Here is a 23415-nt window from a genome sequence, read left to right as displayed (position 1 = left end):
CGCTGTTTGACCAATGCCGGGATTAATAAGCGCAGTGCCTAAGAACGCCAACGAACCGTTCCTGAAAAAATCTCTTCTTTGCATAGTATGATGTATAAAGGGTATTTGTAATGTTGGTACAAAATAACGCAAAAAATAAATAACCCACAGATGTTTTTATATTATCTGCAGGTTATGCTTGTTGATGGCATTAAATACTAATTCATGCCTCTCTTCCTGAGCATAGGTTTAATGTCTGGGTCTTTTCCCCGGAATGCCCTGAACGCCTGGTTGTAATCTTTGGTATTGCCTATGGATAAGATCATGTCTCTGAAACGCTGGCCGTTCTCAGGCTTCAGGCCGCCGTTTTCTTCAAACCACGCAAAGGCATCATTATCGAGCATTTCAGCCCAACTGTAAGCATAGTAGCCTGCTGCATAGCCCCCACCGAACACATGCTGGAATATGGATGAAGTATAGCGTGGAGGAATTTGCTGCACATACAGTTTTGTTCTTTCCAGTGCTTCTCTTTCAAACTGCTTTGCGTCCTGTTCAGGCAGATCTGCACTTAAAGAGTGCCATTGCATATCAAGTTGCGCTGCTGCTAAAAACTCAGTGAGCATATATCCCTGGTTAAAAGTTGCTGCATTTTTTATTTTGGTGATCAGCTCTTCAGACATAGGTTCGCCTGTCTGGTAGTGTATGGCATAGTTTTTCAACACTTCGGGGTACAAGGCCCAGTGCTCATTGATTTGCGAAGGCAATTCCACAAAATCGCGCGCTACATTCGTTCCTGATAAGCTTGGGTATGTCTGGTTGGCAAATAGGCCGTGCGTAGCATGGCCAAACTCATGAAACATGGTAGTAACATCATCAAAACTGGTCAGCGCCGGCTGGCCGTCGGCGGGCTTGGTAAAGTTGCAGACGTTGTAAATAACCGGTTTCTGACCTAAAAGTTTAGATTGCTCTACAAAATTTCCCATCCATGCGCCGCCGGATTTATTATCTCTTTTATACGGATCGAAATAGAACAGCGCAAGCTCTGTTGAATCTTTGTCGAACACTTCAAAAACTCTTACATCTTTGTGGTATACAGGAATGTCTTTTCTTTCTTTAAAGGTAATGCCATACAATTTTGTGGCAGTATAAAAAACGCCGTTCTCCAAAACCTTGTTGATCTCAAAGTATGGTTTTATCAGGCTTTCATCCAGGTCAAATTTTTCTTTTCTTACTTTTTCGGCATAATAGTCCCAGTCCCATGCCTGTGCTGTAAACGTGTCTTTTTCTTTGGCTATCATGTTCTGTATATCCTTCAGCTCACCTTTTGCTTTCGCTAAAGCAGCAGGCACCAGTTTGCCTAAAAATTGCTGCACTGCCTCCGGCGTTTTAGCCATCTGGTCCTGCAACTTCCATTCTGCATAGTTTTTATAGCCCATGAGCCTGGCTTTATCTGCACGGATCTTTGCAATCCGCGTCAAAGTTTTACGTGTATCATTGGCATCGCCCTTTTCAGTACGGGTTACAGAGGCTTCAAAGAGTTTTTGCCTGGTCTCCCTGTTTTTTAGCGATTGCAGCATTGGTTGCTGAACCGTATTTCTTAAAGACAACAGCCATTTGCCAGACAAGTCCCTGCCTTTAGCCTCTTCTTCCGCTGCATCCATTTCAGCCTGAGATAAACCTTCCAATAATTTCTTGTCTTCTATGATCAATGCGCCGGCTTTACCGGCATCCATCAGTTGGTTGCGGAATTTAGTGGTAAGAGTGGCTTCTTCTTCATTCAAAGCCATCATTTGTTTTTTCTTGTCCGCATCAAGGGCTGCGCCTGCCATTTTAAATTCATTGTAATAATATTCTACCAGCTTCTTTGATTCATCGTCGAGCTTCAATGTATTCAACTGTTTGTAAATAGTATCTACTCTTTGAAATAATTTTTCATTGAGGTAAATGGCATCCCTGTGCTGTGAGAGCTTCGGGGCCATCTCCTGTTGCAATGCCTTGATATGGTCGTTTGTGTTGGCGCTGGCCAATGCATAGAATGCACTGTTGGTGCGGGAAAGCAGCCTGCCGCTTTTTTCCATTGCCACCAGTGTATTTTCAAATGTTGCAGGTTCGGCATTGTTGGCGATGCTGTCTATTTCTGCCATTTGCTGCTTCATGCCTTCGAGCATAGCGGGTTTGAAATCACTGTCTTTGATTTTATCGAAAGCAACAGTCTTATATGGCAGTGTGCTTTCTTTGTAAAAAGGATTGGCAGAAGTAAAGTTTACATTGACAGAATCTCTGCCACTGCCCTGTTCGCCTGAATTACAGGAAATATTGGTTAAGGTCATAAAAACAAGAATTACGAATGAAAGTCGCTTCATTTACAATTGTTTAATGTGAGAAAATAGTTGTGCGTAAAGTTAAGGATTAAATTTAATTGACAATTGATAGTTGACAATTGATAATTGAAATTGAGCATTGATAAAGCTGCACTGTAATTTGTAATTTGTAATCTGTAATCTGCAATTTATAATTTGTAATCTGTAATTTGCAATCAGATATCCTAAAAAATAATACTCTAAAATAATGATTTGTATATTTTTAGTTTTTAAATTTGGTATATCGTCCACTTTAAAAAACTAATTTATGGCAATTGGCTTTACTGAAATGATCCTCATTGTCGTAGCAGCCGTCATGATCATTGTTCCCTTGGGGATTGTTCTTTTTATAGTTACCGGCGGAAAAAAGAAAAAAGATGCCGGCAACACTGAGACGCCGGGTAATGATAGAAATGCCGATGGCCTGAGCAAGGAATAAGGCTGCCTCCGCACGGAAACAGCCCTTGTTTATGTGTATTTGGCTTACATCCTTTTTTAAGCTTCACAGCTTGAGCAATTCACAAAATTTACCATCAGCTCCTTGGATACCGATTGGCTGCGCTGATAGTACAATGTTTTTACGCCCAGCTTCCACGCTTCTATGATCACGTTATTTACGTCTTTGATAGGCATGGTGGAAGGAATATTTATATTCAGGCTTTGTGCCTGGTCTATAAACTGCTGGCGTTGCGCTGCCTGTGTTATGATCTCTCTCGGGCTGATTTCCTTGAAGGTTTTAAACACATTCTTTTCTTCTTCATTCAGCTGTGGAATGTGTTGCACAGAGCCGTGGTTGAGCATGATGGTCCTCCAGGTATCTTCATTGTTGATGCCTTTTTCTATCAACAGTTTTTCCAGGTATTTATTTTTACGCATAAAATTGCCCTTTGCCAGGCCTGCCTTATAATAGTTGGAGGCGAACGGCTCAATACCCGGCGACACCTGCCCCAGTATAGCCGAGCTGGAAGTGGTTGGCGCTACGGCAAGCGTAGTGGTATTCCTGATGCCGTAGCCTTTCAGCAATTCAGGCTCACCGTAGATATCTGCCAGTTCGCGTGATGCTTCCTGCGACTGATCTCTTAGTTGCTTAAATACCTTGGCGTTGAACATTTTTGCATTCATTGATTCAAACGGTATCATGTTTTTCTGCAAATAAGAATGGTAGCCTAAAACGCCCAGCCCAAGCGCCCTGTGGCGCATAGCGAAGTTTCTTGCCGGCGTAAGGTAATAATTGCCTGTAGTCTTTTCAATAAATTCAGACAATACCGCATCAAGAAAATAAATAGCCAGTTTCACGGCATTGGTATCTTTCCATTCATCATACAATTCCAGGTTCATGGAAGAAAGGCAGCAAATAAAACTTTCATCGTTAGATGATGGCAGCATGATCTCGGAGCACAGGTTTGATGCATGCACCGTATAGTTCAGGTCTTTGTAAACCTGCGGCTTGTTCCTGTTGACATTATCTGTAAAGAAAATGTACGGCAAACCCTTTTGTTGCCTTGATTCCAGTACTTTGGCCCAGGTTTGTCTTTTCTGCATATCGCCATCGATCATATCCTGCATCCAGTAGTCGGGCACACACACGGCAAAGAATAAATTCTGGATGGGATTGCCTATATCTTTGATCTGCAAAAACTCGTGAATATCCGGATGATCTATATCCAGGTAAGCTGCAAAAGCGCCTCTTCTTACGCCACCTTGTGAAATGGTGTCCATGGCAGCATCGAACAATTTCATAAAAGAAACTGCGCCTGAAGATTTTCCGTTGTCTGTAACGGCAGATCCTCTTTCTCTCAAAGAACCGAAATAGCCGGAGGTGCCGCCGCCGATTTTGGTCTGCATGATCACCTCACCCAGCTTTTGGGTAATGCCTTCAATATCGTCAGGTATATGCACGTTGAAGCAGGAAATCGGCAGTCCTCTCTGGGTACCCATATTTGCCCACACCGGTGAGGAGAAACTGATCCAGCCTTTGTAGATCATTTCTTTGAAAGCTTCTTTCAGCTCGGGCTTAAACAATCTTTTGCAGGCAGCCGTAGTGATCCTGTCTATGGCTCCGTAAACAGTTTCGCCCTTGAGCAGGTATCCCCTGTTGAGCATTTGTGATGACTCTTCATTGAGCCACCATATTTCGGGATTTTCTTCTGCTGTTTTTTCCCCGAAATCTTCCAGCACAGCGGTTTCATTTCCAAGTTGCAATACCATTGTATAATATTTTTATTTTTATTAATTATATTGATCTACATTCAATTATATGTTCTTGTGCAAATTTTATTAGAACAAGTCGTTTGCCGTAATACTCTTGTCGTGTTTTGTATAATCTACCGGGCGTTTGGCAAAGAAATCGTCCAGGCTGTTGGCAAAAACCTCTTCTTCAAACCAGCGCATCGGGCGGTAGTCGCCATCTGCCACATTATATAACGGTTTCAGACCGATTTTTACCAGGCTGTCATCTGTTCTGTATTTCATAAAATTGAGCAGGTTCTCCTTGGAGATATTGTCGATCTCTCCTTTCTCAAAGATCCAGTCAAGGATCTCTTTTTCCAGGTCGACAGATGCTCTCACGAGGTTGTAAATCCTCTGGATGCCTGTTTCATCAATCAGGTCGGGTTGCTCTTCGCGGATCTTGTTAATGATGTAGATGCCTGCATTTGCGTGCAGTTGTTCGTCAACAGAAGTCCATGCAATGATGTTGGATACATTTTTCATGTAGCCTTTAAAACGTGTGAACGAAAGTATGGTGGCAAACTGGCTGAACAGGGATACATTTTCAATCAATATGCTGAACATGATGAGTGAAGAAACGTACTCGCTGTGGGTCTGGCTGTTGGCGTTTTTAAGTACATCAGATAAATAATCAATTCTCCTGCGGATCACCGGCACTTCTACCAGCTTTTCAAATTCCTGGTTGTAGCCGAGCACTTCCAGCAGCCTTGAATAGGCCTCTGAATGGCGAAATTCACACTCTGCAAAGGTGGCGCCCAAGCCGTTGAATTCAGGTTTGGGAATGTGTGAATACAGGTTGCCCCAGAAGGTCTTTACAGCTACTTCAATCTGCGCAATGGCAAGCAGGCTGTTTTTAATAGCATTTTGCTCTGCCGGCGTAAGTTGTGAATTAAAATCCTGCACGTCGGCAGTAAAGTCTACCTCTGAATGTACCCAGAAAGATTTGTTGATGGCTTCTGTAAAAGTAAGCACCTCCGGATATTCAAAAGGTTTGTAGCTGATGCGTTTATCAAAAATACCCATAATGTTATTTTTATTTTATAGTAAAAAATAATTCGGTTGCCTGAGAAAAGTTCTGGTCGGAAATGTCAGTAAGGTTGCAAACTCTTCAGGTGCAAGTTTAGAAAAAGTTTTTAAGAGCGCCCATATTACTTTTTAACAGGTGTGAATAGTTTTTCTGTTGCCATTAGTAAAACCTAAAATGAGGTAATTATGCATAATTTATTTACTTATTAATGACGCTTTAATACCGTGTATGGTGTTTTCTTATAAAAAAGTTGTTTTGAGAAACCCTTTGCGTGCATTGAAATGCTTTATTGCGTATATTTATTTTTTGAAAATTAAAAACATGCATTATTGTAAACCATTCATAGCATATAATGCACTTGGCTAACGTAAACTGGATAATACACAATGCAATATCGCCTTAGGAGGGCAAACAGGCAAATACCCGGGTAACTTTCGGGATGCATTAATTAAAAATAAAATACACATAGATGAAACAGCCATCAACAAAGTTGCGTACCAGCTGTTAATAAATAAGCTATCCATGTGACAAGAAAAACAATAAATATATACATAGATGAAATAACCATAAAGATTAGGAATCTTTACCAACCGAGGATGAGTATTGAATCTAAAAAAATGGTTATTCCATGTGGCAACTGAAAAAACAAATAAATATACACACATGAAATAGCCATAAGCAAGGTTGCATACCAACCGCGAATGAATAAAGGCTATTCCATGTGACCATTAAGAAAAATGAAAATATACACATGAAAAAACTTACCTTTCTTTTAAGTACAGTAGTAATGCTGGCATCCTGCGCAGCCCTGAAAACCAAAGAATCCGTATCGCTCTTCAACGGCAAGGACCTGACCGGCTGGACTATACATGGCACGGAAAAATGGTACGTAGACAATGGTGAACTGGTTTGCGAAAGCGGGCCTGACAAGCAATACGGTTATTTATCTACCAATGAGCAGTATAAAAATTTTGATTTTAGTGTAAAATTTAAACAGGAAGCCAATGGCAACAGCGGCGTATTTTTCAGGTCATCGATTGAAGGCGTAAAGATCAGCGGCTGGCAGGTAGAAGTGGCGCCCATGAACCTGCATACAGGTGGCATTTATGAATCTTACGGCCGCGGATGGTTGATAAAACCCAGGGCTGAGGATGAGCAGCACCTGAAGCCGGGCGAATGGAACACCTTACGCATACGCGTGGTAAATGATGAAGTTACTACCTGGTTGAACGGCCACCAGATGGTTTATTTTAAAGATGAAAAAATCGGCAATGCCAACGGCTTTATAGCTCTGCAGATACATGATGGCGGCGGCATTAAAGTGCGCTGGAAAGATTTTCTGCTGACGAAGCTGTAAGCATCATTCTCTTTCACATTTTTTGATTAATTTAGTTCCCGCAATTACAATTGGTGATTGACAAGACTCCTATGCGCATATCGCAGCGGATTTATTGCCCCAATACAAAGAAATCAAAGTTTAAAACAATTTATAATTATGTTGCGATCAATTTTTACCATGTTGGCATTGCTGGCCATAACCACATTTTCATTTGCACAGAAAACAAAACCATACAAAGTTATCGGTTATTTTTCAGGCGACAGCGCTATGCTACATAAGTACGATGTAAAAAAACTCACACACCTCATCTACGGTTTCAGCCATGTGGACAACGGCAATATGGTCATCACCAAACCTAAGGACGCTCCCGCCCTCCTGGCTTTTCAAAAAATAAAAAAGCAGCATCCGGGCCTTAAAACCATGATAGCTTTAGGCGGCTGGGGTGGCTGCGAGTTCTGCTCCCAGACTTTTAACGATCAGGAACTCACCAAAAAATTCGCATTGTCTGTAAAAGATTTCCTGAATAAATACGAGCTCGACGGCATAGACCTTGACTGGGAATACCCGGCCATAGCCGGACATCCCGGCCACCAGTACATCCCCGAAGACAAAGACAACTTTACCAACCTGGTAAAAGAACTGCGTAAAACATTGGGAAAGGAAAAGCTCATAACCTTTGCTGCCGGCGGGTTTCAGAAGTTCCTGGATGCTTCCATTGCCTGGCATGAAGTAGAACCTTACCTGGATTTTGTAAACCTGATGACTTACGACCTGGTGCATGGCTACTCAACAACCACAGGCCATCATACCAACCTGTATGCAACCCGGGCCGGCGAAGAATCTGCCGATAACACGATCAAATTTTTTAAGAAGATCAAATTCCCGTTGAAAAAATTAATGCTGGGCGCGGGTTTTTACATGCGCGAGTTTGAGAATGTGCCAGCCAAAAACAACGGCTTGTACCAACCGGCAAAGTTCCTTGATTTTGTAGACTACAGGGTTGGTGTAAACAAGTATACAAAAACCAACGGCTACACACAGTATTGGGATAATGTAGCCAAAGCTGCTTACTGGTACAATCCTGCCAAAAAGATTTTCGTAACCGGGGAAACCAAGGCTTCTGTTCGTGAAAAATGCGCATACATTAAAAAGCATAAGCTGGGCGGATTTATGTTCTGGGAACTGCCTACGGATCTGCCAAAGGGCGGTTTGTATGAAGCTGTTAAGTTGAATTAAAGTTACAAAAGTTACATTAATACATCATCATCACCCAATAAAAAGACCGGCCTGAATGATCAAGCCGGTCTTTTTGTATAGTATATTTTATTCTACTTTTCTTGCGCCGTCGCTGATGACTACGTCGTATACTTTTGGTTCGTGGCCATACTTTTCTTTAAAAGATTTTTTAGCTTCTTCAATAAAGCTGTCGTAGAGTTCTTCTTTCACCAGGTTAATGGTGCAGCCGCCAAAGCCGCCGCCCATTACGCGTGAACCGGTAACGCCGTGCTTTTTAGCCTCTTCGTTTAAGAAGTCAAGCTCTTCGCAGCTTACTTCGTACAAGCGGCTCATGCCGTCATGGGTTTTGTACATCCTGTCGCCAACGGTCTCGTAGTCGCCTTTTTCAAGCGCTTCGGAAACATCGTAAACTCGCTGTGTTTCTTCAATCACATATTTGGCGCGCATGTAGTCTTCTTCAGATATCTTATCTTTTACCGCATCCAGTTGCTCTATGGTTGCGTCGCGCAAAAATTCAACTTCGGGGTTGCCATTGTCATGAATGGTTCTGGCTGCAGTTTCGCAGGATTCGCGGCGCTTGTTGTAGGCAGAAGATGCCAGCTCGTGTTTTACAACAGTATCTAAAAGAACCAGCTTATAGCCTTTAGGATCAAAGGGGAAATAATCGTATTCCATGCTTTTGGTGTCCAGGCGAATGAGATGGCCCGCTTTACCAAAGATAGAAGCAAACTGATCCATGATGCCGCATTTTACACCTACATAGTTGTGTTCTGTAGATTGACCGATACGGGCAAGCTCAAATTTATCAATACCCAGGTTAAACATATCATTCAAAGCAAAAGCATACGTACTTTCCAGGGCGGCAGAAGAGGACATGCCTGCACCAAGCGGTACATCGCCAGCAAAAGCTGTATCAAAGCCTTCCAGTTGGCCGCCGCGTTTTTGTATTTCGCGGCACACGCCAAAAATGTATTTGGCCCATTGCTGTGCGGGAACATCTTCTTCATTTAAGCCAAATTCTGCGCTTTCATCCAGGTCTATGGCATAGGCTCTTACTTTATCTGTGCCGTTTTTCCTGATCTCAGCAATCATGCCTTTATCAATGGCGCCCGGGAATACAAAGCTGCCGTTGTAATCCGTGTGTTCACCAATAAGATTTACTCTTCCGGGAGATGCATACACGCTGCCCTCCCCGTTGAAATGCTCTTTGAAATATTTTCTGACTGTTTGTAAATTCATCATATATTTTTTGTTTTCTGTTAAAACACCTTATGTGCCCTGTGGCAGGTGTATTTTTAGGAGTACCGCCGGCAAGCGTCAGTTTGCTGCTTACCGCCGGAATTGATCAAAGTTTCTGTGATTCTTTTTTATAGCCCCTTATAGAATTAAGCAAGCGGCTCTTCTGCAGGTACTGATTCTGATGCTGTATTTACGGGGATTTCCGTGTTTACATTCCTGGAACCGATCAATGCATAATAAAGCAGGAACGCCAAGCCGGCAACAATAACCCAGAAGCTGGTCATATAAGTTGTAGAATCTGCTACTGCACCCTGTATGGCCGGCAGGATACCACCACCGCAAACCATCATCATGAAAATACCTGAGGCCGCAGAAGTATATTTTCCAAGACCTTCTACCGCAAGGTTAAAAATGCCGCCCCACATAATGGAAGTACATAATCCGCATAAGATCAGCAGCATAATGCTTAATGGAACCTGTGCAATGCCAAATGAAATATCAGACTGGAACACAGGCATGCTAACCATATTTGTAGCCGGTGTAAATATAGCAGCCAATACCAGGATGATGCCTAACAAAGACACCACCGTAAGCATGGCTTTACTGGAAATCTTTGCACCTAAAGCTGCACCTGTAAGGCGGCCGATAAGCATTAAAAACCAGTAGGTACCTACAACGGAGCCGGCCACTGTGGTATTGATGCCAAGCCCTCCATCGGTTTGTGCGCTGGTCATAAATAAATTGGCTATGTTTGGTATACCCACTTCCACGCCTACATATATAAAAATAGCTATGGCGCCTAAAACAAAATGACGGAAAGACCAGGGGCTGTACTTATCTTTTACCGCTACTTTTTCTTTAGATATTACAAAAGGCTCGGGGATTTTAACGAGGCCCAATACTATGAAAGCCAGAGCAAAAATACCCATGGCCAGGAATAAAGCCGGGTTAGCATCAGTAATGTTTGCCTGGGCAATATCTCCAATGAGATATCCAACCAATACAGGTACAATAGTTGCACCAATAGAATTGATCGACCCGCCGAACTGGATTAACTGGTTACCCTTGTTGCCGCCGCCGCCAAGCGTATTCAGCATAGGATTAACAACTGCATTAAGCATGCACATGGAAAAACCTGAGATAAAAGCTCCCGTAAGATAAATGCCGAAGTTGCCCATGGTACCGGATAAGAACGTAATGCCTACGCCGATAAAACCAACTGCAACCGCCAACAAAGCTGTTTTTTTATAGCCAATCCTCTGAAGCAATATACCTGAAGGAATACCCATAAACGCATAAGCAATAAAGTTTGCAAGATTGCCCAGTTGTGACATGAAATTGGATGCTCCAAACTGGTTCTTGACAATAACACCCATGGGGTTTTGCAGGCCTGTCACGAATGATATCATAAAGAATAAGGCAAACATCATCGCAATAGGAAGAACATAACTTTTCTTCTCTGTACTTGTAGTTGTCGACATTTTTTAAATTGTTGATTTGTGATTAAATATATTAATTACCAAATTTAAGGAGTTTTTTAATCAAACACTTAAAAGTTCAACAAAAAAATAAAACGTTTGCGTGTGTGCATGAAAATGCCTGGAACAAGCTGATATAGTTCATTTCAGAAGATGAGCAATATCATTTATTTTGCTGCGAGCGTAAATCCCACGGTGGTGCCTACATCTACTTTGCTTCTGGCATGTATGGTTTGTCCGTGTGCTTCTATGATGTGCTTGCAGATAGAAAGCCCCAGGCCTGTGCCGCCTTTGTCGCGGGTTCTTGCACGGTCGGTCCTGTAAAAACGTTCGAATATCCGTGGCAGGTGCTCTTCGCTAATGCCCGGGCCATCGTCTGTAATTTCTATAAGAATATGCTGATCGTCTGTGCGGTAGATGCCAGCCAGGATGGTGCTCTCTTCTTTACCGTATTTAATGGCGTTGGTCACCAGGTTATTCAGCACCTGCCGGATCTTTTCTTTATCTGCATGCACGGCAACGGGCGATTCGCAATTCTTTTTAATAGAGCAGCGCACTTTCTTTTCTGTAGTTTGAAAGGCAAAACTTTCGAACACTTCCCGGATCAGGTCCTGGATAATGAAGTTGGAATAATTTAATTTCTGGGTGCCGGATTCTAAACGTGATATTTCGTCAATATCATTCATCAGTAATACCATGCGCTCGATGTTCTTATTAGCATTGATCAGGAACTTTTTGCTGGTCTCCGGATCTTCTATTTCACCGTTTAGCAAAATATCCACATATCCCTGGATGGCGAAGATCGGCGTTTTGATCTCATGTGAAAAATTTTGCAGGAATTCGCGGCGGTAGATTTCCATGGAGCGCAGCGATTCTATCTCCGTGTTGCGCTGTTCTGCCCAGCGTTTTACTTCTGCCTCGGTTTCCTCAATGCTTTTTTGCGGCAATACATAGCGGTAAAAAATTTCTTCACGCTTGCTGGCCTTGGTAGTATAGATGAGCTTATAGATAAGCTTTATCTTCTGGAAAATCACCCTTTTAAACAAGGACATGATGATCACATAGCTGATCAGAAACAGGATGGCAAACGCTATCAGCGTATAAACAATATTCTTCTGGAGCAACTGGAAGCCTATTGCAGAAAAAAATGCAATAAGCGCCGCACTAAGTACGGACAATTGATTGGGGGATAAATTTTTAAACACAATCAAATGTACGTAAAAACATCAGATTAATCAAACTCAAACTTATAGCCCACTCCTTTTACAGTGGTTATGCAGTCAAGGTTCATTTTCTGCCTGATCTTCCTGATGTGTACATCAATGGTGCGGTCGCCTACGATCACATCGGCGCCCCATACTTTATTAAGTATCTCGTTTCTTAAAAATACTCTTCCGGGCTGGGATGCAAGCAGGTAGAGCAGTTCAAATTCTTTTTTTGCCAGCATTACCTCTTCCCCGCTTACTTTCACAGAAAATTTTATGGGGTCAATAATTACATTGCCTACAGCCAGCGCCTTATCTTCTTCGGTAGATTTTTTTATTCTCCTGAAGAGTGCGTTCACCCGGCTGGTAACTACTTTCGGGCTAATGGGTTTATTGATGTAGTCATCGGCTCCGTTTTCAAGTCCGCGGATATGGATAGCCTCATCATTGAGTGCGGTAAGGAATATAATAAGTGTATCTTTAAATTCGGGCTGTAACCTTAATATCTGGCATACTTCCATCCCGCTTTTGTAAGGCATTAAAATATCGAGGATCATCAGGTCGGGCTGTACAAGCTTGGCTTTTTCAATCGCTTCATTCCCGTCTTTTGCCTGAATAATTTCGTACCCCTCTTTTGCCAGATTGTAGCTTAAAATCTCAAGTATATCCGGCTCATCATCTGCAATTAATATCCTGTATGCTTTGTTTTCCATTTCCCCTGAAGAATTTACACAAAAATAATATTAACCTTTAAGATAAAACGCAAGTCTATATTATCTAATTGTTAAGTGTAATTTGGTAGAGTTTTTGTTAATTATGCTTGAGGATCAGGATTTGAAACTTATAAAAATGTAGTTTTACCCAGTTATGATATTAAAAAAATCAGTAGTCACTATTTTATTTTTAGCCACATTAAACGGCGCAGTCCACGCCCAGTATAAAGCTTTCGACCCAACAGATACCTGGCAAAACCAGATAGACGCCGTACAAAAACTGATATGGGATTTGGATGGCAACCGCAATGACAAAGGGTTCTTCCCTTCGCCCAATGCGGACATCAACAGGGTGTCTAACAGGTCTGCCACCAAGGGCATAGACAATATTCAGAAAACCATACTACGCAACGGTGATCTGAACAGTATGCAGAAGATCAAATATCTGCGCGGCCTTAAAGAAGCGTTGAATGAATTTGCCATACAATTTCGCAATAAAAAAATAAAAGGCTCCATGCTTACACAGCTGGTTGATGCCTATGAAGATGCCATGTTGCAGGATATTGAAGGAGAAAGCATTGAGCCGGTGTTGCGGGCAAAATCATACGAAGTGGTGGCTATCATAGAAAAAAACTTTGCTTTCCAGGGAAATGTTGGTTTTAATGATATGGAATTTCTATTGATCGATAAAGCGGTAGAGAAAAACCCTATCACAGGTTTGGGCCTTTTAAACAAACATTTTGATAAATACCCGAGAAAGGACAGCCTGCTGAGCGCAGTGGCCAAAATAGACCAGGATGCGCTCTACAACTGGGTTCCGGGCGGGTCTAAGGTGGGAAGGTTTATTGTAAATGATGCAAGCGACCCGTTGGTAAAAATGATCGGGCAGATAGCGCGTACCAAACAGGGAAGGCAATACATACCTTTTCTGGATAATCTTTACCGCAACAGTATAACAATGGATGAGATCGATAAAGTGATCTCCAATCCGAAAGCCTATTATTCTTTGCTGGTAAAAACCAACCTGGACTATGCAGGCCGCGAGGTCAGCGGTACAAATGTTTACGGCAGAAGCCTGCTTGAACAAAAAATAAAAGAAGTTGGTGAAAAAACCTATATCAATGTAGTGAACGGTTTGCATGAAAAACCTGCCGCAACACGCTTTGCATCTATTCGTAACCTTACGCCGCAGGAACTGTATTATCTCATCGTGATGAATGAAGAGGTGATCTATACATCCAGCTTTGTGAATGGTACAAACGACGGGTTGTATTACCAGATATTTAAAAATAAGATCAACGGAACGGAACTGATACAAAGTGTTTCCGCTGATCATTACAGGAAGTTTATAAAAATGTCTGCCAACTACAACACGCTCAACCATTTTCTGAATTCTATGAAGCCTGACGATGCGCAACTGATCATGAAAGCATTTGTGAGGAACCTGGATAAAGCAAAAGGTAAGGACAGCCTGCAGGATGCAGTAGATGTGGCAAGCTCCTATTCCAGCATTTCTGACCCACAGATCAAGAACCTGGTGCTTACGGAAGTACAAGCCAACAGGGCACAGGCAAAGCAGGAACGCAACATCAAGGCTTTCAGGATATATGATATAATGAATACCTTGTTTCTTTCCATGGACGACCAGTCTATTGACCTCACCAAAACTTTAGGCATTGACCCTGTTTACTCCATGAACCTTAAAAATCTGCAGGACAGCTCCGGCCGCGTAGTGATACAACAATTTTTCTATGGCGATAGTGATGGTAAAATGTTTTACCCGCCTTACGTAAATACTTTTGCTAACATGGGCTGGAAGGTGAAAGACAACAAATACTGGTCAGAGATAAGCTCTCCGAAAGGCACGCCTATTACCATTTATACCAATAAGCCTTTGTACAAGGTGGAGGGCGATGGTATGGACCAGGAAGCCCAGGCACAACTGGCAGATTACTTTGCTGCCAACAACATTGAACCGAAAATTGTAATACATCGCGGGCACAGTTATCACCTCAATTCAACCATTGATCAGCTGGCGCCATCTTCAAAGGTAGTGCTGCTGGGCAGTTGTGGCGGCTTCCAGAGCCTCAATGAAGTATTGGAGAAAGCCCCCGGCACGCAGATCATCTCTACCAAACAAACAGGTACCGGTGCTCTTAATATATCTCTGATCACAAGTATTGTACAATCTTTACAGGCAGGAAAAGACCTGGACTGGATAAACATGTGGCAGACATTCCGCGAAAAACACAAAGGCAATTCGCAAATGAATGATTATGTACCACCTTACCAGAACTTAGGCGCCGTATTCCTTATGGCATTTAAAGGTATGGAAGAGAGAGACCAGCAAGGCACACAATAATTTTTTTTAAGCGTAATATTTATTTATATAGATTTGTTGTATGATAATGCCTTACTTAGTCGTTGCAGAATCCGGCAATAAAGGAAGAGGAGTTTTTACTACCGAAAATATTAAATCCGGAACTGTTGTAGAAGTTTCGCCGGTGCTTGAGCTGACGAAAAAAGAACGTAAAACTGTTGAAAAAACAAAGCTCTACCACTACATTTTTGAATGGGGTAAAAACCTGAAGAAGGCTGCACTGGCCCTCGGCTATGTATCTATGTACAACCATAGTTACGACGCAAACTGTGAGTATGAAATGGACTATGATGCCAATACCATGACCATACGCACCATACGCCCTGTAAAAAAAGGCCAGGAACTGTTTATCAATTACAACGCCGTGCCGGACGATAAAACACCGGTATGGTTCGATGAGCTGATAGAAAAAGAATGCGGATAGTGCAAGCAATATGTACGCTCTGTTTCAGCCCGGTATATCTATAGCGGCCGTTACATGCGGGTGAAAACCAATTAAACCATGCTTTATGAGTAATAAAATTGTACGTCTCAGCTCTATACTGGATAATGACTTTTATAAATTCACCATGCAGTGTGCTGCTATAAAGTTATTTCCCGATGACAGAGCCAGGTACACCTTCATAAACAGAGGCAGGCATGAGTTCCCCGAAGGTTTTGGTGAGCAACTGCGCGAAGCTATTGATGCTATGAGCGCTTTAAAACTTACGGAAGAAGAGTTTGCCTGGTTTAAAAATACATGTCCCTATCTCAATGCGGCATACCTAGAATTCCTGAAAGGTTACAGGTATGATCCCACTGAAGTTACCGTAAGGCAGGCAGGAACAGCGCTGGAGGTAACGGTAGAAGGTTACTGGTTTAGCGCCATCTTATGGGAAGTGCCGATTTTATCACTCATCAGTGAATTATTTTATGTTGAAACCGGTGCGCACAGGAATGATGATGACTGGATCGTGAAAAATACGCTGGAGAAAATAAAAGTTTATAAAGACGAGGATGCTAAAGTGGCTGAGTTCGGCACACGGCGCAGGCACTCTTACGAAGTGCAGAACCTGGTTGTGAACACCCTGATCCAGCACGGAGGCAAGAGCTTTGTAGGCTCAAGCAATGTACACTTAGCCATGAAGTACGGCCATAAGCCTATAGGCACACATGCCCATGAATGGTTTATGTTTCATGCGGCAAAATACGGTTTTAAAATTGCCAATGCCATAAGCCTGGAACACTGGGCAGACGTGTACCGCGGCGACCTGGGTATTGCGCTGGCAGATACGTATACCAATAAGGTTTTCTTTAGCCAGTTCGATAAAAAATTAGCCAAACTGTTTGATGGTGTACGCCACGACAGCGGCGATCCCATTGATTTCTTCCACGATGTGATGGCGCATTATAAAAGCCTGGGCATAGATCCCAAATCCAAACACATAATTTTTTCAGATGGCCTGAATTCAGATCGTGTAAAGCAGATAGCAGAAGCCTGCCGGGGAAAGATAGGCTTATCATTCGGCATCGGCACCAACCTTACCAACGATACAGGTTTGCGGGCAATGAACATTGTAATGAAACTTACAGAAGCCTCTTTTCACAGGGATGAATGGATATCCACCGTAAAGCTTTCTGATGAGAAAGGCAAACACACCGGCGACCCGAAAATGATTCAACTGGCAAAGGATATTTTGGGTGTGGAGTAAAACTAATTGTATATGTATATTTTTAATTTTTCCTGTTTCGCACATGGAATAACCAACCTTAATTCTTTAGGGTCATTCCAGGTTGGTATACATTCCTAATCTTTAGGGTCACTTAAAATTATTCCACCTTGGTATCAATAAACTCATATGCCTGGTTTTCATGATCAACGGATAAAGTTTTTGCTTTAAATTTCACCTGTGTTGCATCATTCAACAATTCATACGAGTAGATATCTGTTTTATTAGAATTTAAATGTAATTCATAAAAAAGCCCGTCTTTAACCCACCATTTTCCTTTTTCAACAGTTGTCATTACTTCACAGTCTGCTATAGCTGTAAATAAAATAATAAAGCTGCCATCTTCAAACCTGTGCTGGATCCAATATTTCTCCATGCCTACTACCTGGTTATCTTTTTCGTAACCCTTCCAGCTGCCTACTAATTTTTTATCAATAATATTCTCTGTTGATTGGGCAAAGGAATACTGTAAGGTAAAAAAACAATGATCAGAAATAATATATTTTTCTTCATTTGGAAATGATTTTATGGAATGCAAACTTGCTACATTGAAAATTTCCGACTCTTCCGATTATTTTTTTCTTTATTGAGGAGTAAAAATTGCCATTAACTGATAGCTGTATAAGCCTTATGGAAAAGAATGCTATCCTTTTTTGCTTAAAGATATTCTTTCGGGAGCTGCTTTTTTAAACCACTTCCTGGCATTCAGTACCAACACAACACCGGCGGTGATCATTCCCAGTGAGATCAGCTCTGCCTGCGAAGGATGCCAGCCGAAAATATCGTACTTGGTATTTACCCTTATCTTCTCAATTAAAAATCGCTCCACGCCATTAAAGATCAGGTAAATGCCGAACAATTTGCCGGGAGTAAATATTTTTTTACGTAAAAACCACAACAGGGGAAACAATATCAGGCAACACATCAGCACTTCATAAAAAGAAGTGGGGAAAACCGGCAGCGGCAGGTAATTGCAGAAATCATTCCATGTACAATTTGCCAACGGTATGCCTTCTTTATTCACGTTGTGCGGAAAAGTATATGCTGCCATCCAGTCGGGTAGCCAGGAAGGCAAAGCGTAGGCAGCATGTTGTATTTCGCCTACAATGCCGAATTGTTCAGTAACATTTTTGTAAGTCTCGGCAGCAGCATTGAACTGCTCCGGAGTTGCACGAAGCACAGAGCCATCAGGCTGGCTGATGTAAGCGCTGTTGATAATACCCCAGTCGCCATCGCCGGATACCTGGCAGCCCAATCTTCCGAGCCCGTAGGAAAGCATCAGCGCCGGAGCTGCAGCGTCGGCTACGTTGATGAAAGACATTTTATTTTTTCTGAAATAAACCCATAAAGCTATGATGGCCAGGATAAGGCCGCCATAGAAAGTAAGCCCGCTTGCTGAAAAAAGATTGCCTACCGGGTCTTGTATAAATGTATCCCAATGCTCCAGGTTATCAAAGATTTTAGCGCCCAGGAAGCCGGCTACAGCAGCAATGATTACAATATCGCCCACCCTGTCGGATGGCCATATGCGGATCTTACGCTGCTCTGGCTTGGCAAGCCTTACTTTATTTTTTTCCTTCCACTTAAAGTACAGGAACAACAACCCCAGCCCGGTACCTGCCAGCCAGTTGCCCTGCGAAGAAAAAATATACGCCTGTGGGTCTTGCAAACCTTCATTGCTGAAGAACACACCCAGTATTTTATATCCGAAAATAAAGCCGATGAGAAAATTTGTGATCAGATCGGATGTTTTAGCGGGGCTGCCCACCATCACTGTCTTCTCCGTAAAAGTAAAATAGCCAAGCTCCTGTTTTCTTTTCAGCTCTTTCAGCAACAGCCACGCGCCGAAAATGAACGCCAGCGCCACAAAGAAACCGAAGGAGTTCACTACCATCAATGGCCGGAAATCTATATGAAAAACATCTTTGAAAAAGTAGTAAAGATTAGGATACATAACAGTTTTAGATTTTTGGCAATATTAGATAAAAACAATCAAATTTTGCAACAATGTTTTAATTTTTTATCTGCGGTAAACGAAAAGTTCCCTCATGGAAATGAAGGAACTATAACCCTAAAAACAACCAACATGAAAAAAAATTATTAGTAAAAATATGGGTAAATATTTTATTGGCAAAAATAATTCTTATTTAATAATAATATTTTAGAATTATGCAGGTGTTTACTGCATGTTGTGAAAAACCTTGTTTACATCGTCGTCCTGCTCCAGGCGGTCAATCAGTTTGCTGATCTCTTCTGCCTGTTCATCGTTTACAGGCACGGTTACCGTTGGTATCCACTCAAGTTCGGAGCTGATGGGTGTGATGTTTTTATCTTCCAGGGCTTTTTGCAGGTTGCCGAAATCTGTAAATGCACAACGTAAAACTATTACCTGGTTATCATGCTCGTCGATGCTTTCGCCCATTTCTTCCAGCCCGGCGTCAATAAGTTCCAGCTCAAGCTCTTCAATGTTTAAACCCTCAGGATTTAATTTAAATACGCCCATTTTTTTAAACTGGAAGCTTACGCTGCCGTTTGTGCCCATAGAGCCGCCGCCTTTATTGAAATGAGAGCGCACATTGGCGACAGTACGGGTTGGGTTATCCGTAGCAGTCTCTACTAAGATAGCAACTCCATGCGGAGCATAACCTTCGTATAAAACCTCGTCGTAATTCTCCGTATCTTTTCCTAATGCTTTTTTGATAGCCGCTTCCACCCTGTCTTTCGGCATATTGACACTCTTGGCATTTTGCATGCAGCGCCTCAGTGCCGGGTTATTGTCGGGGTCGCCGCCGCCGGCTTTTACAGCTATATTTATTTCTTTACCAATGCGTGTAAACTGCTTGGCCATTCTGTCCCAGCGGGCAAACATGGTGGCTTTTCTTACTTCAAATATTCTTCCCATGAATTAAATTTTTGTGGGGCAAATGTAGTTGTAAAAAATGATTCTTTAAAATTGCAGTATAGTAACGGTATCATATCCAGCACTATTATTTGTCGTTATTGATGTTGTTTGCAGCTATTTTTTCTAGTTCAGCCACATCAATTATATCTTTAGGCCTGGCTGTTGCTTTTTTGTTTTTGATGAGGTCACTGACGTGTAAAAAGGGAACAAGAATTCCATTTAAATCAGCCATAATTGCCCTGTCCAGGCATTCTTCAAAAGTAGATTCGGTCAAGCCTTTCATTGATGTGAGCATATCAAGGCATAGTCCGTTACCAACATAAAATTGAGTGAAACCAGGTATAAAGTCTAATGTTTCTAAAAGCTCATAATCACCATAACCGAGCACACTAAAAGCTTTTCTTAAATGTTTGCGATTAACTTTCGTGTCGTTTAGCCAAATATCAACGTCCTCAGTAGTGCGGGCAAAACCGTGCATATTAACCGCAAAGCCGCCTATCATAATATATTGTACATTGTTCTTGTTAAATGCACTCCACATGGTAAGCAAATCTTCATCGAAAACATCCATAAATTGTAATTCTATTTGTTTATTTCTTTCTTAACTACTTTAGCTGATTTCAGCATCAAACTGATCCGCATAAGTTTGCAAAACAACTGAAACCTTTCCCAATGGGACATCTGGAGGCGTTGGGCACGTCGGTACTGTTCAGCTTCTTCGATGCTTGAAAATGTTTTTAAAAATGACTTCTTATCGTTTGGCATATTGCAATTTAATGAATTTTTTATTTAGATCCCTGCTCCCACAACTCCAGGATTTCCTCTGTATGATGTTTGGTGTCGGGCTTTTGTATGATATGGCGTATAATACCCTGCTCATCTACCAGGAATGTGGTTCTGTGTATGCCGTCAAAGTTTTTGCCCATAAATTTTTTAGGCCCCCATACGCCGAATGCGTTCAGGATCACTTTATCTTCATCGGCTATCAGCGGGAATGGCAGGTCAAATTTTTCTTCGAATTTTTTGTGACTTTTTACGCTGTCTGCACTTATGCCTAATACTGCAAAGCCTTCCTCCATCAGTATTTCATAATTATCCCTTAGGTTGCACGCCTGCGCAGTGCATCCCGGAGTATTGTCTTTGGGATAGAAATAAATGATCAGTTTTTTACCCCTGAAATCTTTGGAAGAAATTACGTGCTGATCCTGGTCAACGCCTTTGAAATCAGGCATCTGGTCGCCCGGTTGCAATGTACTCATAATTTAATTTTTATTGATGGTAAATTCACGGGTGGTAATATTACCTGCCACATCTTCGGCTGTAAGTACCAGCTTACTTTTGCCGGCAGGCATGTACTTATCCACTTTATAAGTGAAAGTGTTTCCCTTTCTTTCAAATAAAAGCCACTGTCCATCAGCTTTCCCTGAAAAACTCTTTACGGTACCGAGGTTGTCAGAAACACTCACTCTTAGTACAGACCCGTTCTTCACGCTCATGCCTTCCTTAATATTTCCCGGGGAGATCACGGGGCTGGACAGATCTTTTATCAGGCTTACATTTCCCAGCCTGTTGAAGTGGCCTACCATAATATCCTTATCCCAAAGTCCTTTATACAATGCTTTGAATGTGCCGCTGGTAAGCTGCATTACCACCCTCTCTTTGTTGGACAAATCATTTGCCTTAATGGCGATAGAATACTCATCGTGTATGGGAATATAATAATTGTCAAGCTTGATGGTAGATGAAACCTGGTTGGGCGCTGTAGAAGTTATTTCCTGCATATTAAAATTAAAGTAGTCGTAAAAGGCATACTGCGAGTGAATAAATTCGGCTGTCGGCGTATTAAGCCTGCCAGGCTTGCCCGGTTGTACGGTAACTAAATATTTGGGGAATGTTTGTTCTTTCTGTAAAGCAGGGTCGTATTGCATGGTAAAGTTCACAACGGTTCTGTTGCCTTTGGTATCTTCCAGGTGAATAGTGATCTTATGCGGTTTGCCATCACCGAGGTCAATAATGCCGTCTGAATCTCCGCTGAAAATATCCAGGAGGTTGCCCGGAAGCCTGCTCAGGTGCTGTACATAGGGCCCGCCCTGTAATTTCTTTTTATAATCAATGCCTGCATTCATATAGCGCTGCTGATCAAAAGGTATATTGTTCAAAGTAGAACTTATCACTTCACGGTCATCTACAAACAGCACTGCTTTGTATATGCCGAATTTAAAAGAAGAAGGCGAGGTTTTGTCTTCGCCCGCATAGCCAAAGCTTACTTTGGGTGTGCCTACTTTTGTTGTGCCACCGGATACTGTGCCTGAAGTGCCGGATACCGGAATGCTTACAGCCGCAGATTCATAAGTACTGTATCTTCTGTCGTAATAATACAAGCCATATAGCATTGGCTTTAAATTATCGGAAATGCCCATGCCGAAAAGCATGGGGTTTAGCCCGTGCCCGGTGTTAATGTCACGGATCTCAAAATGCAGATGTGGTCCGGCGGAGCCGCCGGTATTGCCGCTGAAAGCTATAAACTGTCCTTTTTTTACGGAAAATAATTTAGCAGGCAAAGTAAAATCCTGTGCCCAGCTGTTGTCTTTGTATTGCTTTTCACGCACATACTCCATCAGCTCGGGATAAAAGTCATTCAGATGGCCGTATAGTGTTTCGTAACCGTTGGGATGTTTAATCATCAGCATATTGCCATATCCTGTGTGTGATACAAATACCCTGCTGATGTATCCGTCTGCTGCTGCAAGTATTCTGATATTTTCTCTTTGCTGGGTGCGCATATCCAATCCCATATGGTAGTGGTTAGTGCGCAGTTCGCCAAAGTTAGCTGATAGCGAAACAGGTATATCCATCGGGTAGCGGAAGTAATTCTGCGGGTAATTCTGTGCAAAAATGCCGGAAACTGAAAACAGTAAAAATAAACACCAAAATACTTTCTTCATATTCGTACATAGGTTAGTTGCAAATATAACCAATACGATAAGGCATTGGTAGTAAAGTTTATTAACGTTTTGCAAAATACCATGTATGATGCGCGCGAAACTTTGTGCTACCGATTTTTTGAGGTAAATTTATTTAAAAATACAAACTATGAGCGCTGTTATAAAACTAACTGAGGTGCCCCTGCCGGCAGCAACTGCTTATTATAAATTTATTGAGCAGATCAGCGTCTGGTGGCCTAAGAATTATACCTGGTCTAAAGATAAACTGGTATTGATGAAAATAGATAATAAAGTAAATGGCAAATGCACGGAATTTGGCCCGTATGATTTTCAGTGCGATTGGGGCCGCGTGCTTGAAACCGTGGAGGGAGAGAAAATATTATTTCTATGGCAGATCGACCCGGGAAGGGCGCCGCAGCCGGATCCTGAAAAATGCAGCCAGGTAGAAATACGTTTTTCAGATATAGATGGCAGCACATCGCAACTGCAACTCATCCACAGGAATTTTGAAAATCACGGAGAAAAATATCACAGGTATTACGAGCTGATGAACTCCTCCGAAGGATGGGATTTTATTATCAATGCATTTATAGATTATTGTACTAACAGATAACAACTATTTAAAATTAACAGTATGAAATAACCATAAAGATTAGGAATCTATACCAACCGTG

20 protein-coding genes are annotated in these 23415 nt (G+C 42.0%); 7 read left to right on the top strand and 13 right to left on the bottom strand.

What is annotated here, in order from left to right; all coding sequences use genetic code 11:
• Positions 1-197 precede the first annotated feature (197 nt).
• Positions 198-2342 (bottom strand): peptidyl-dipeptidase Dcp, encoded by a 2145-nt coding sequence (gene dcp, locus OD355_RS12910; protein ID WP_263038907.1) that lies wholly within the window; start codon positions 2340-2342, stop codon positions 198-200.
• Positions 2343-2607: 265 nt separating this feature from the next.
• Here dcp and OD355_RS12905 point away from each other — a divergent pair, with 265 nt between their 5' ends.
• A complete protein-coding gene (locus tag OD355_RS12905) occupies positions 2608-2778 on the top strand; it encodes a hypothetical protein (RefSeq protein WP_263038906.1) in 171 nt (56 codons plus the stop codon).
• A 56-nt stretch (positions 2779-2834) separates the two neighbouring features.
• On the opposite strand, the gene OD355_RS12900 is transcribed toward OD355_RS12905, so the two are convergent.
• Together OD355_RS12900 and OD355_RS12895 are read right to left on the bottom strand one after the other, a co-directional pair.
• The gene (locus tag OD355_RS12900; protein WP_263038905.1) at positions 2835-4547 is read right to left on the bottom strand and encodes a ribonucleoside-diphosphate reductase subunit alpha; all 1713 of its coding nucleotides are present in this window, start codon (positions 4545-4547) and stop codon (positions 2835-2837) included.
• 69 nt (positions 4548-4616) lie between these two features.
• Entirely contained in the window at positions 4617-5591 is a 975-nt protein-coding gene (locus OD355_RS12895; protein ID WP_263038904.1) for a ribonucleotide-diphosphate reductase subunit beta, read from the bottom strand.
• A gap of 755 nt (positions 5592-6346) precedes the next feature.
• Between OD355_RS12895 and OD355_RS12890 the strand changes: the two genes are divergently transcribed.
• Positions 6347-6952, top strand: coding sequence for a 3-keto-disaccharide hydrolase (locus OD355_RS12890; protein ID WP_263038903.1), 606 nt, complete (start codon positions 6347-6349; stop codon positions 6950-6952).
• A gap of 138 nt (positions 6953-7090) precedes the next feature.
• Positions 7091-8170, top strand: a complete 1080-nt coding sequence (locus OD355_RS12885) for a glycoside hydrolase family 18 protein (RefSeq protein WP_263038902.1) — start codon at positions 7091-7093, stop codon at positions 8168-8170.
• 87 nt (positions 8171-8257) lie between these two features.
• On the opposite strand, the gene galK is transcribed toward OD355_RS12885, so the two are convergent.
• The 4 genes from galK to OD355_RS12865 form a co-directional block, all read right to left on the bottom strand.
• Entirely contained in the window at positions 8258-9412 is a 1155-nt protein-coding gene (gene galK / locus OD355_RS12880; protein WP_263038901.1) for a galactokinase, read from the bottom strand.
• Positions 9413-9555: 143 nt separating this feature from the next.
• On the bottom strand, positions 9556-10890 hold the full coding sequence (locus OD355_RS12875; protein ID WP_263038900.1) for an MFS transporter: 1335 nt from the start codon (positions 10888-10890) through the stop codon (positions 9556-9558).
• A 164-nt stretch (positions 10891-11054) separates the two neighbouring features.
• The gene (locus OD355_RS12870) at positions 11055-12092 is read right to left on the bottom strand and encodes a sensor histidine kinase (RefSeq protein ID WP_263038899.1); all 1038 of its coding nucleotides are present in this window, start codon (positions 12090-12092) and stop codon (positions 11055-11057) included.
• A 26-nt stretch (positions 12093-12118) separates the two neighbouring features.
• A complete protein-coding gene (locus OD355_RS12865) occupies positions 12119-12805 on the bottom strand; it encodes a response regulator (protein ID WP_263038898.1) in 687 nt (228 codons plus the stop codon).
• 154 nt (positions 12806-12959) lie between these two features.
• Here OD355_RS12865 and OD355_RS12860 point away from each other — a divergent pair, with 154 nt between their 5' ends.
• The 3 genes from OD355_RS12860 to pncB all read left to right on the top strand — a co-directional run bounded on the left by OD355_RS12860 (position 12960) and on the right by pncB (position 16876).
• Positions 12960-15167, top strand: a complete 2208-nt coding sequence (locus tag OD355_RS12860; RefSeq protein ID WP_263038897.1) for a hypothetical protein — start codon at positions 12960-12962, stop codon at positions 15165-15167.
• Between the two features lie 46 nt (positions 15168-15213).
• Positions 15214-15609, top strand: coding sequence for an SET domain-containing protein (locus OD355_RS12855; protein ID WP_263038896.1), 396 nt, complete (start codon positions 15214-15216; stop codon positions 15607-15609).
• An 85-nt stretch (positions 15610-15694) separates the two neighbouring features.
• A complete protein-coding gene (pncB, locus tag OD355_RS12850; RefSeq protein WP_263038895.1) occupies positions 15695-16876 on the top strand; it encodes a nicotinate phosphoribosyltransferase in 1182 nt (393 codons plus the stop codon).
• A gap of 118 nt (positions 16877-16994) precedes the next feature.
• Here the strand turns inward: pncB and OD355_RS12845 are convergent, their stop codons facing one another.
• The 6 genes from OD355_RS12845 to OD355_RS12820 form a co-directional block, all read right to left on the bottom strand.
• Positions 16995-17432 carry a hypothetical protein gene (locus OD355_RS12845; protein ID WP_263038894.1) on the bottom strand — a complete coding sequence of 146 codons (438 nt, stop codon included), beginning with the start codon at positions 17430-17432 and terminating at the stop codon, positions 16995-16997.
• Positions 17433-17537: 105 nt separating this feature from the next.
• Positions 17538-18848: a prolipoprotein diacylglyceryl transferase gene (locus OD355_RS12840; RefSeq protein WP_263038893.1), complete on the bottom strand. Its 1311-nt coding sequence runs from the start codon at positions 18846-18848 to the stop codon at positions 17538-17540.
• 225 nt (positions 18849-19073) lie between these two features.
• Positions 19074-19796 (bottom strand): YebC/PmpR family DNA-binding transcriptional regulator, encoded by a 723-nt coding sequence (locus OD355_RS12835; RefSeq protein WP_263038892.1) that lies wholly within the window; start codon positions 19794-19796, stop codon positions 19074-19076.
• A gap of 85 nt (positions 19797-19881) precedes the next feature.
• Positions 19882-20367, bottom strand: a complete 486-nt coding sequence (locus OD355_RS12830; RefSeq protein WP_263038891.1) for a nucleotidyltransferase — start codon at positions 20365-20367, stop codon at positions 19882-19884.
• 214 nt (positions 20368-20581) lie between these two features.
• Positions 20582-21055, bottom strand: coding sequence for a thioredoxin-dependent thiol peroxidase (bcp, locus tag OD355_RS12825; RefSeq protein WP_263038890.1), 474 nt, complete (start codon positions 21053-21055; stop codon positions 20582-20584).
• A 3-nt stretch (positions 21056-21058) separates the two neighbouring features.
• Positions 21059-22741, bottom strand: coding sequence for a M23 family metallopeptidase (locus tag OD355_RS12820; RefSeq protein ID WP_263038889.1), 1683 nt, complete (start codon positions 22739-22741; stop codon positions 21059-21061).
• Between the two features lie 148 nt (positions 22742-22889).
• Between OD355_RS12820 and OD355_RS12815 the strand changes: the two genes are divergently transcribed.
• The gene (locus tag OD355_RS12815; RefSeq protein WP_263038888.1) at positions 22890-23354 is read left to right on the top strand and encodes an SRPBCC family protein; all 465 of its coding nucleotides are present in this window, start codon (positions 22890-22892) and stop codon (positions 23352-23354) included.
• Positions 23355-23415 lie beyond the last annotated feature (61 nt).

The sequence above is a fragment of the Haoranjiania flava genome, assembly GCF_025631005.1.
GTDB classification, from domain to species: domain Bacteria; phylum Bacteroidota; class Bacteroidia; order Chitinophagales; family Chitinophagaceae; genus Haoranjiania; species Haoranjiania flava.
This window is presented reverse-complemented; position numbering and strand designations above follow the sequence as displayed.

Excerpts from the sequence above, each read along its gene's own strand:
- galK (WP_263038901.1), bottom strand. The coding sequence starts at position 9,412 with ATGATGAATTTACAAACAGTCAGAAAATATTTCAAAGAGCATTTCAAC.
- OD355_RS12860 (WP_263038897.1), top strand. The coding sequence starts at position 12,960 with ATGATATTAAAAAAATCAGTAGTCACTATTTTATTTTTAGCCACATTA.
- OD355_RS12905 (WP_263038906.1), top strand. The coding sequence starts at position 2,608 with ATGGCAATTGGCTTTACTGAAATGATCCTCATTGTCGTAGCAGCCGTC.
- OD355_RS12855 (WP_263038896.1), top strand. The coding sequence starts at position 15,214 with ATGCCTTACTTAGTCGTTGCAGAATCCGGCAATAAAGGAAGAGGAGTT.
- OD355_RS12900 (WP_263038905.1), bottom strand. The coding sequence starts at position 4,547 with ATGGTATTGCAACTTGGAAATGAAACCGCTGTGCTGGAAGATTTCGGG.
- OD355_RS12830 (WP_263038891.1), bottom strand. The coding sequence starts at position 20,367 with ATGGATGTTTTCGATGAAGATTTGCTTACCATGTGGAGTGCATTTAAC.
- OD355_RS12820 (WP_263038889.1), bottom strand. The coding sequence starts at position 22,741 with ATGAAGAAAGTATTTTGGTGTTTATTTTTACTGTTTTCAGTTTCCGGC.
- dcp (WP_263038907.1), bottom strand. The coding sequence starts at position 2,342 with ATGAAGCGACTTTCATTCGTAATTCTTGTTTTTATGACCTTAACCAAT.
- OD355_RS12865 (WP_263038898.1), bottom strand. The coding sequence starts at position 12,805 with ATGGAAAACAAAGCATACAGGATATTAATTGCAGATGATGAGCCGGAT.
- OD355_RS12885 (WP_263038902.1), top strand. The coding sequence starts at position 7,091 with ATGTTGCGATCAATTTTTACCATGTTGGCATTGCTGGCCATAACCACA.
- OD355_RS12840 (WP_263038893.1), bottom strand. The coding sequence starts at position 18,848 with ATGTATCCTAATCTTTACTACTTTTTCAAAGATGTTTTTCATATAGAT.
- OD355_RS12890 (WP_263038903.1), top strand. The coding sequence starts at position 6,347 with ATGAAAAAACTTACCTTTCTTTTAAGTACAGTAGTAATGCTGGCATCC.
- OD355_RS12875 (WP_263038900.1), bottom strand. The coding sequence starts at position 10,890 with ATGTCGACAACTACAAGTACAGAGAAGAAAAGTTATGTTCTTCCTATT.
- OD355_RS12895 (WP_263038904.1), bottom strand. The coding sequence starts at position 5,591 with ATGGGTATTTTTGATAAACGCATCAGCTACAAACCTTTTGAATATCCG.
- pncB (WP_263038895.1), top strand. The coding sequence starts at position 15,695 with ATGAGTAATAAAATTGTACGTCTCAGCTCTATACTGGATAATGACTTT.
- bcp (WP_263038890.1), bottom strand. The coding sequence starts at position 21,055 with ATGAGTACATTGCAACCGGGCGACCAGATGCCTGATTTCAAAGGCGTT.
- OD355_RS12835 (WP_263038892.1), bottom strand. The coding sequence starts at position 19,796 with ATGGGAAGAATATTTGAAGTAAGAAAAGCCACCATGTTTGCCCGCTGG.
- OD355_RS12815 (WP_263038888.1), top strand. The coding sequence starts at position 22,890 with ATGAGCGCTGTTATAAAACTAACTGAGGTGCCCCTGCCGGCAGCAACT.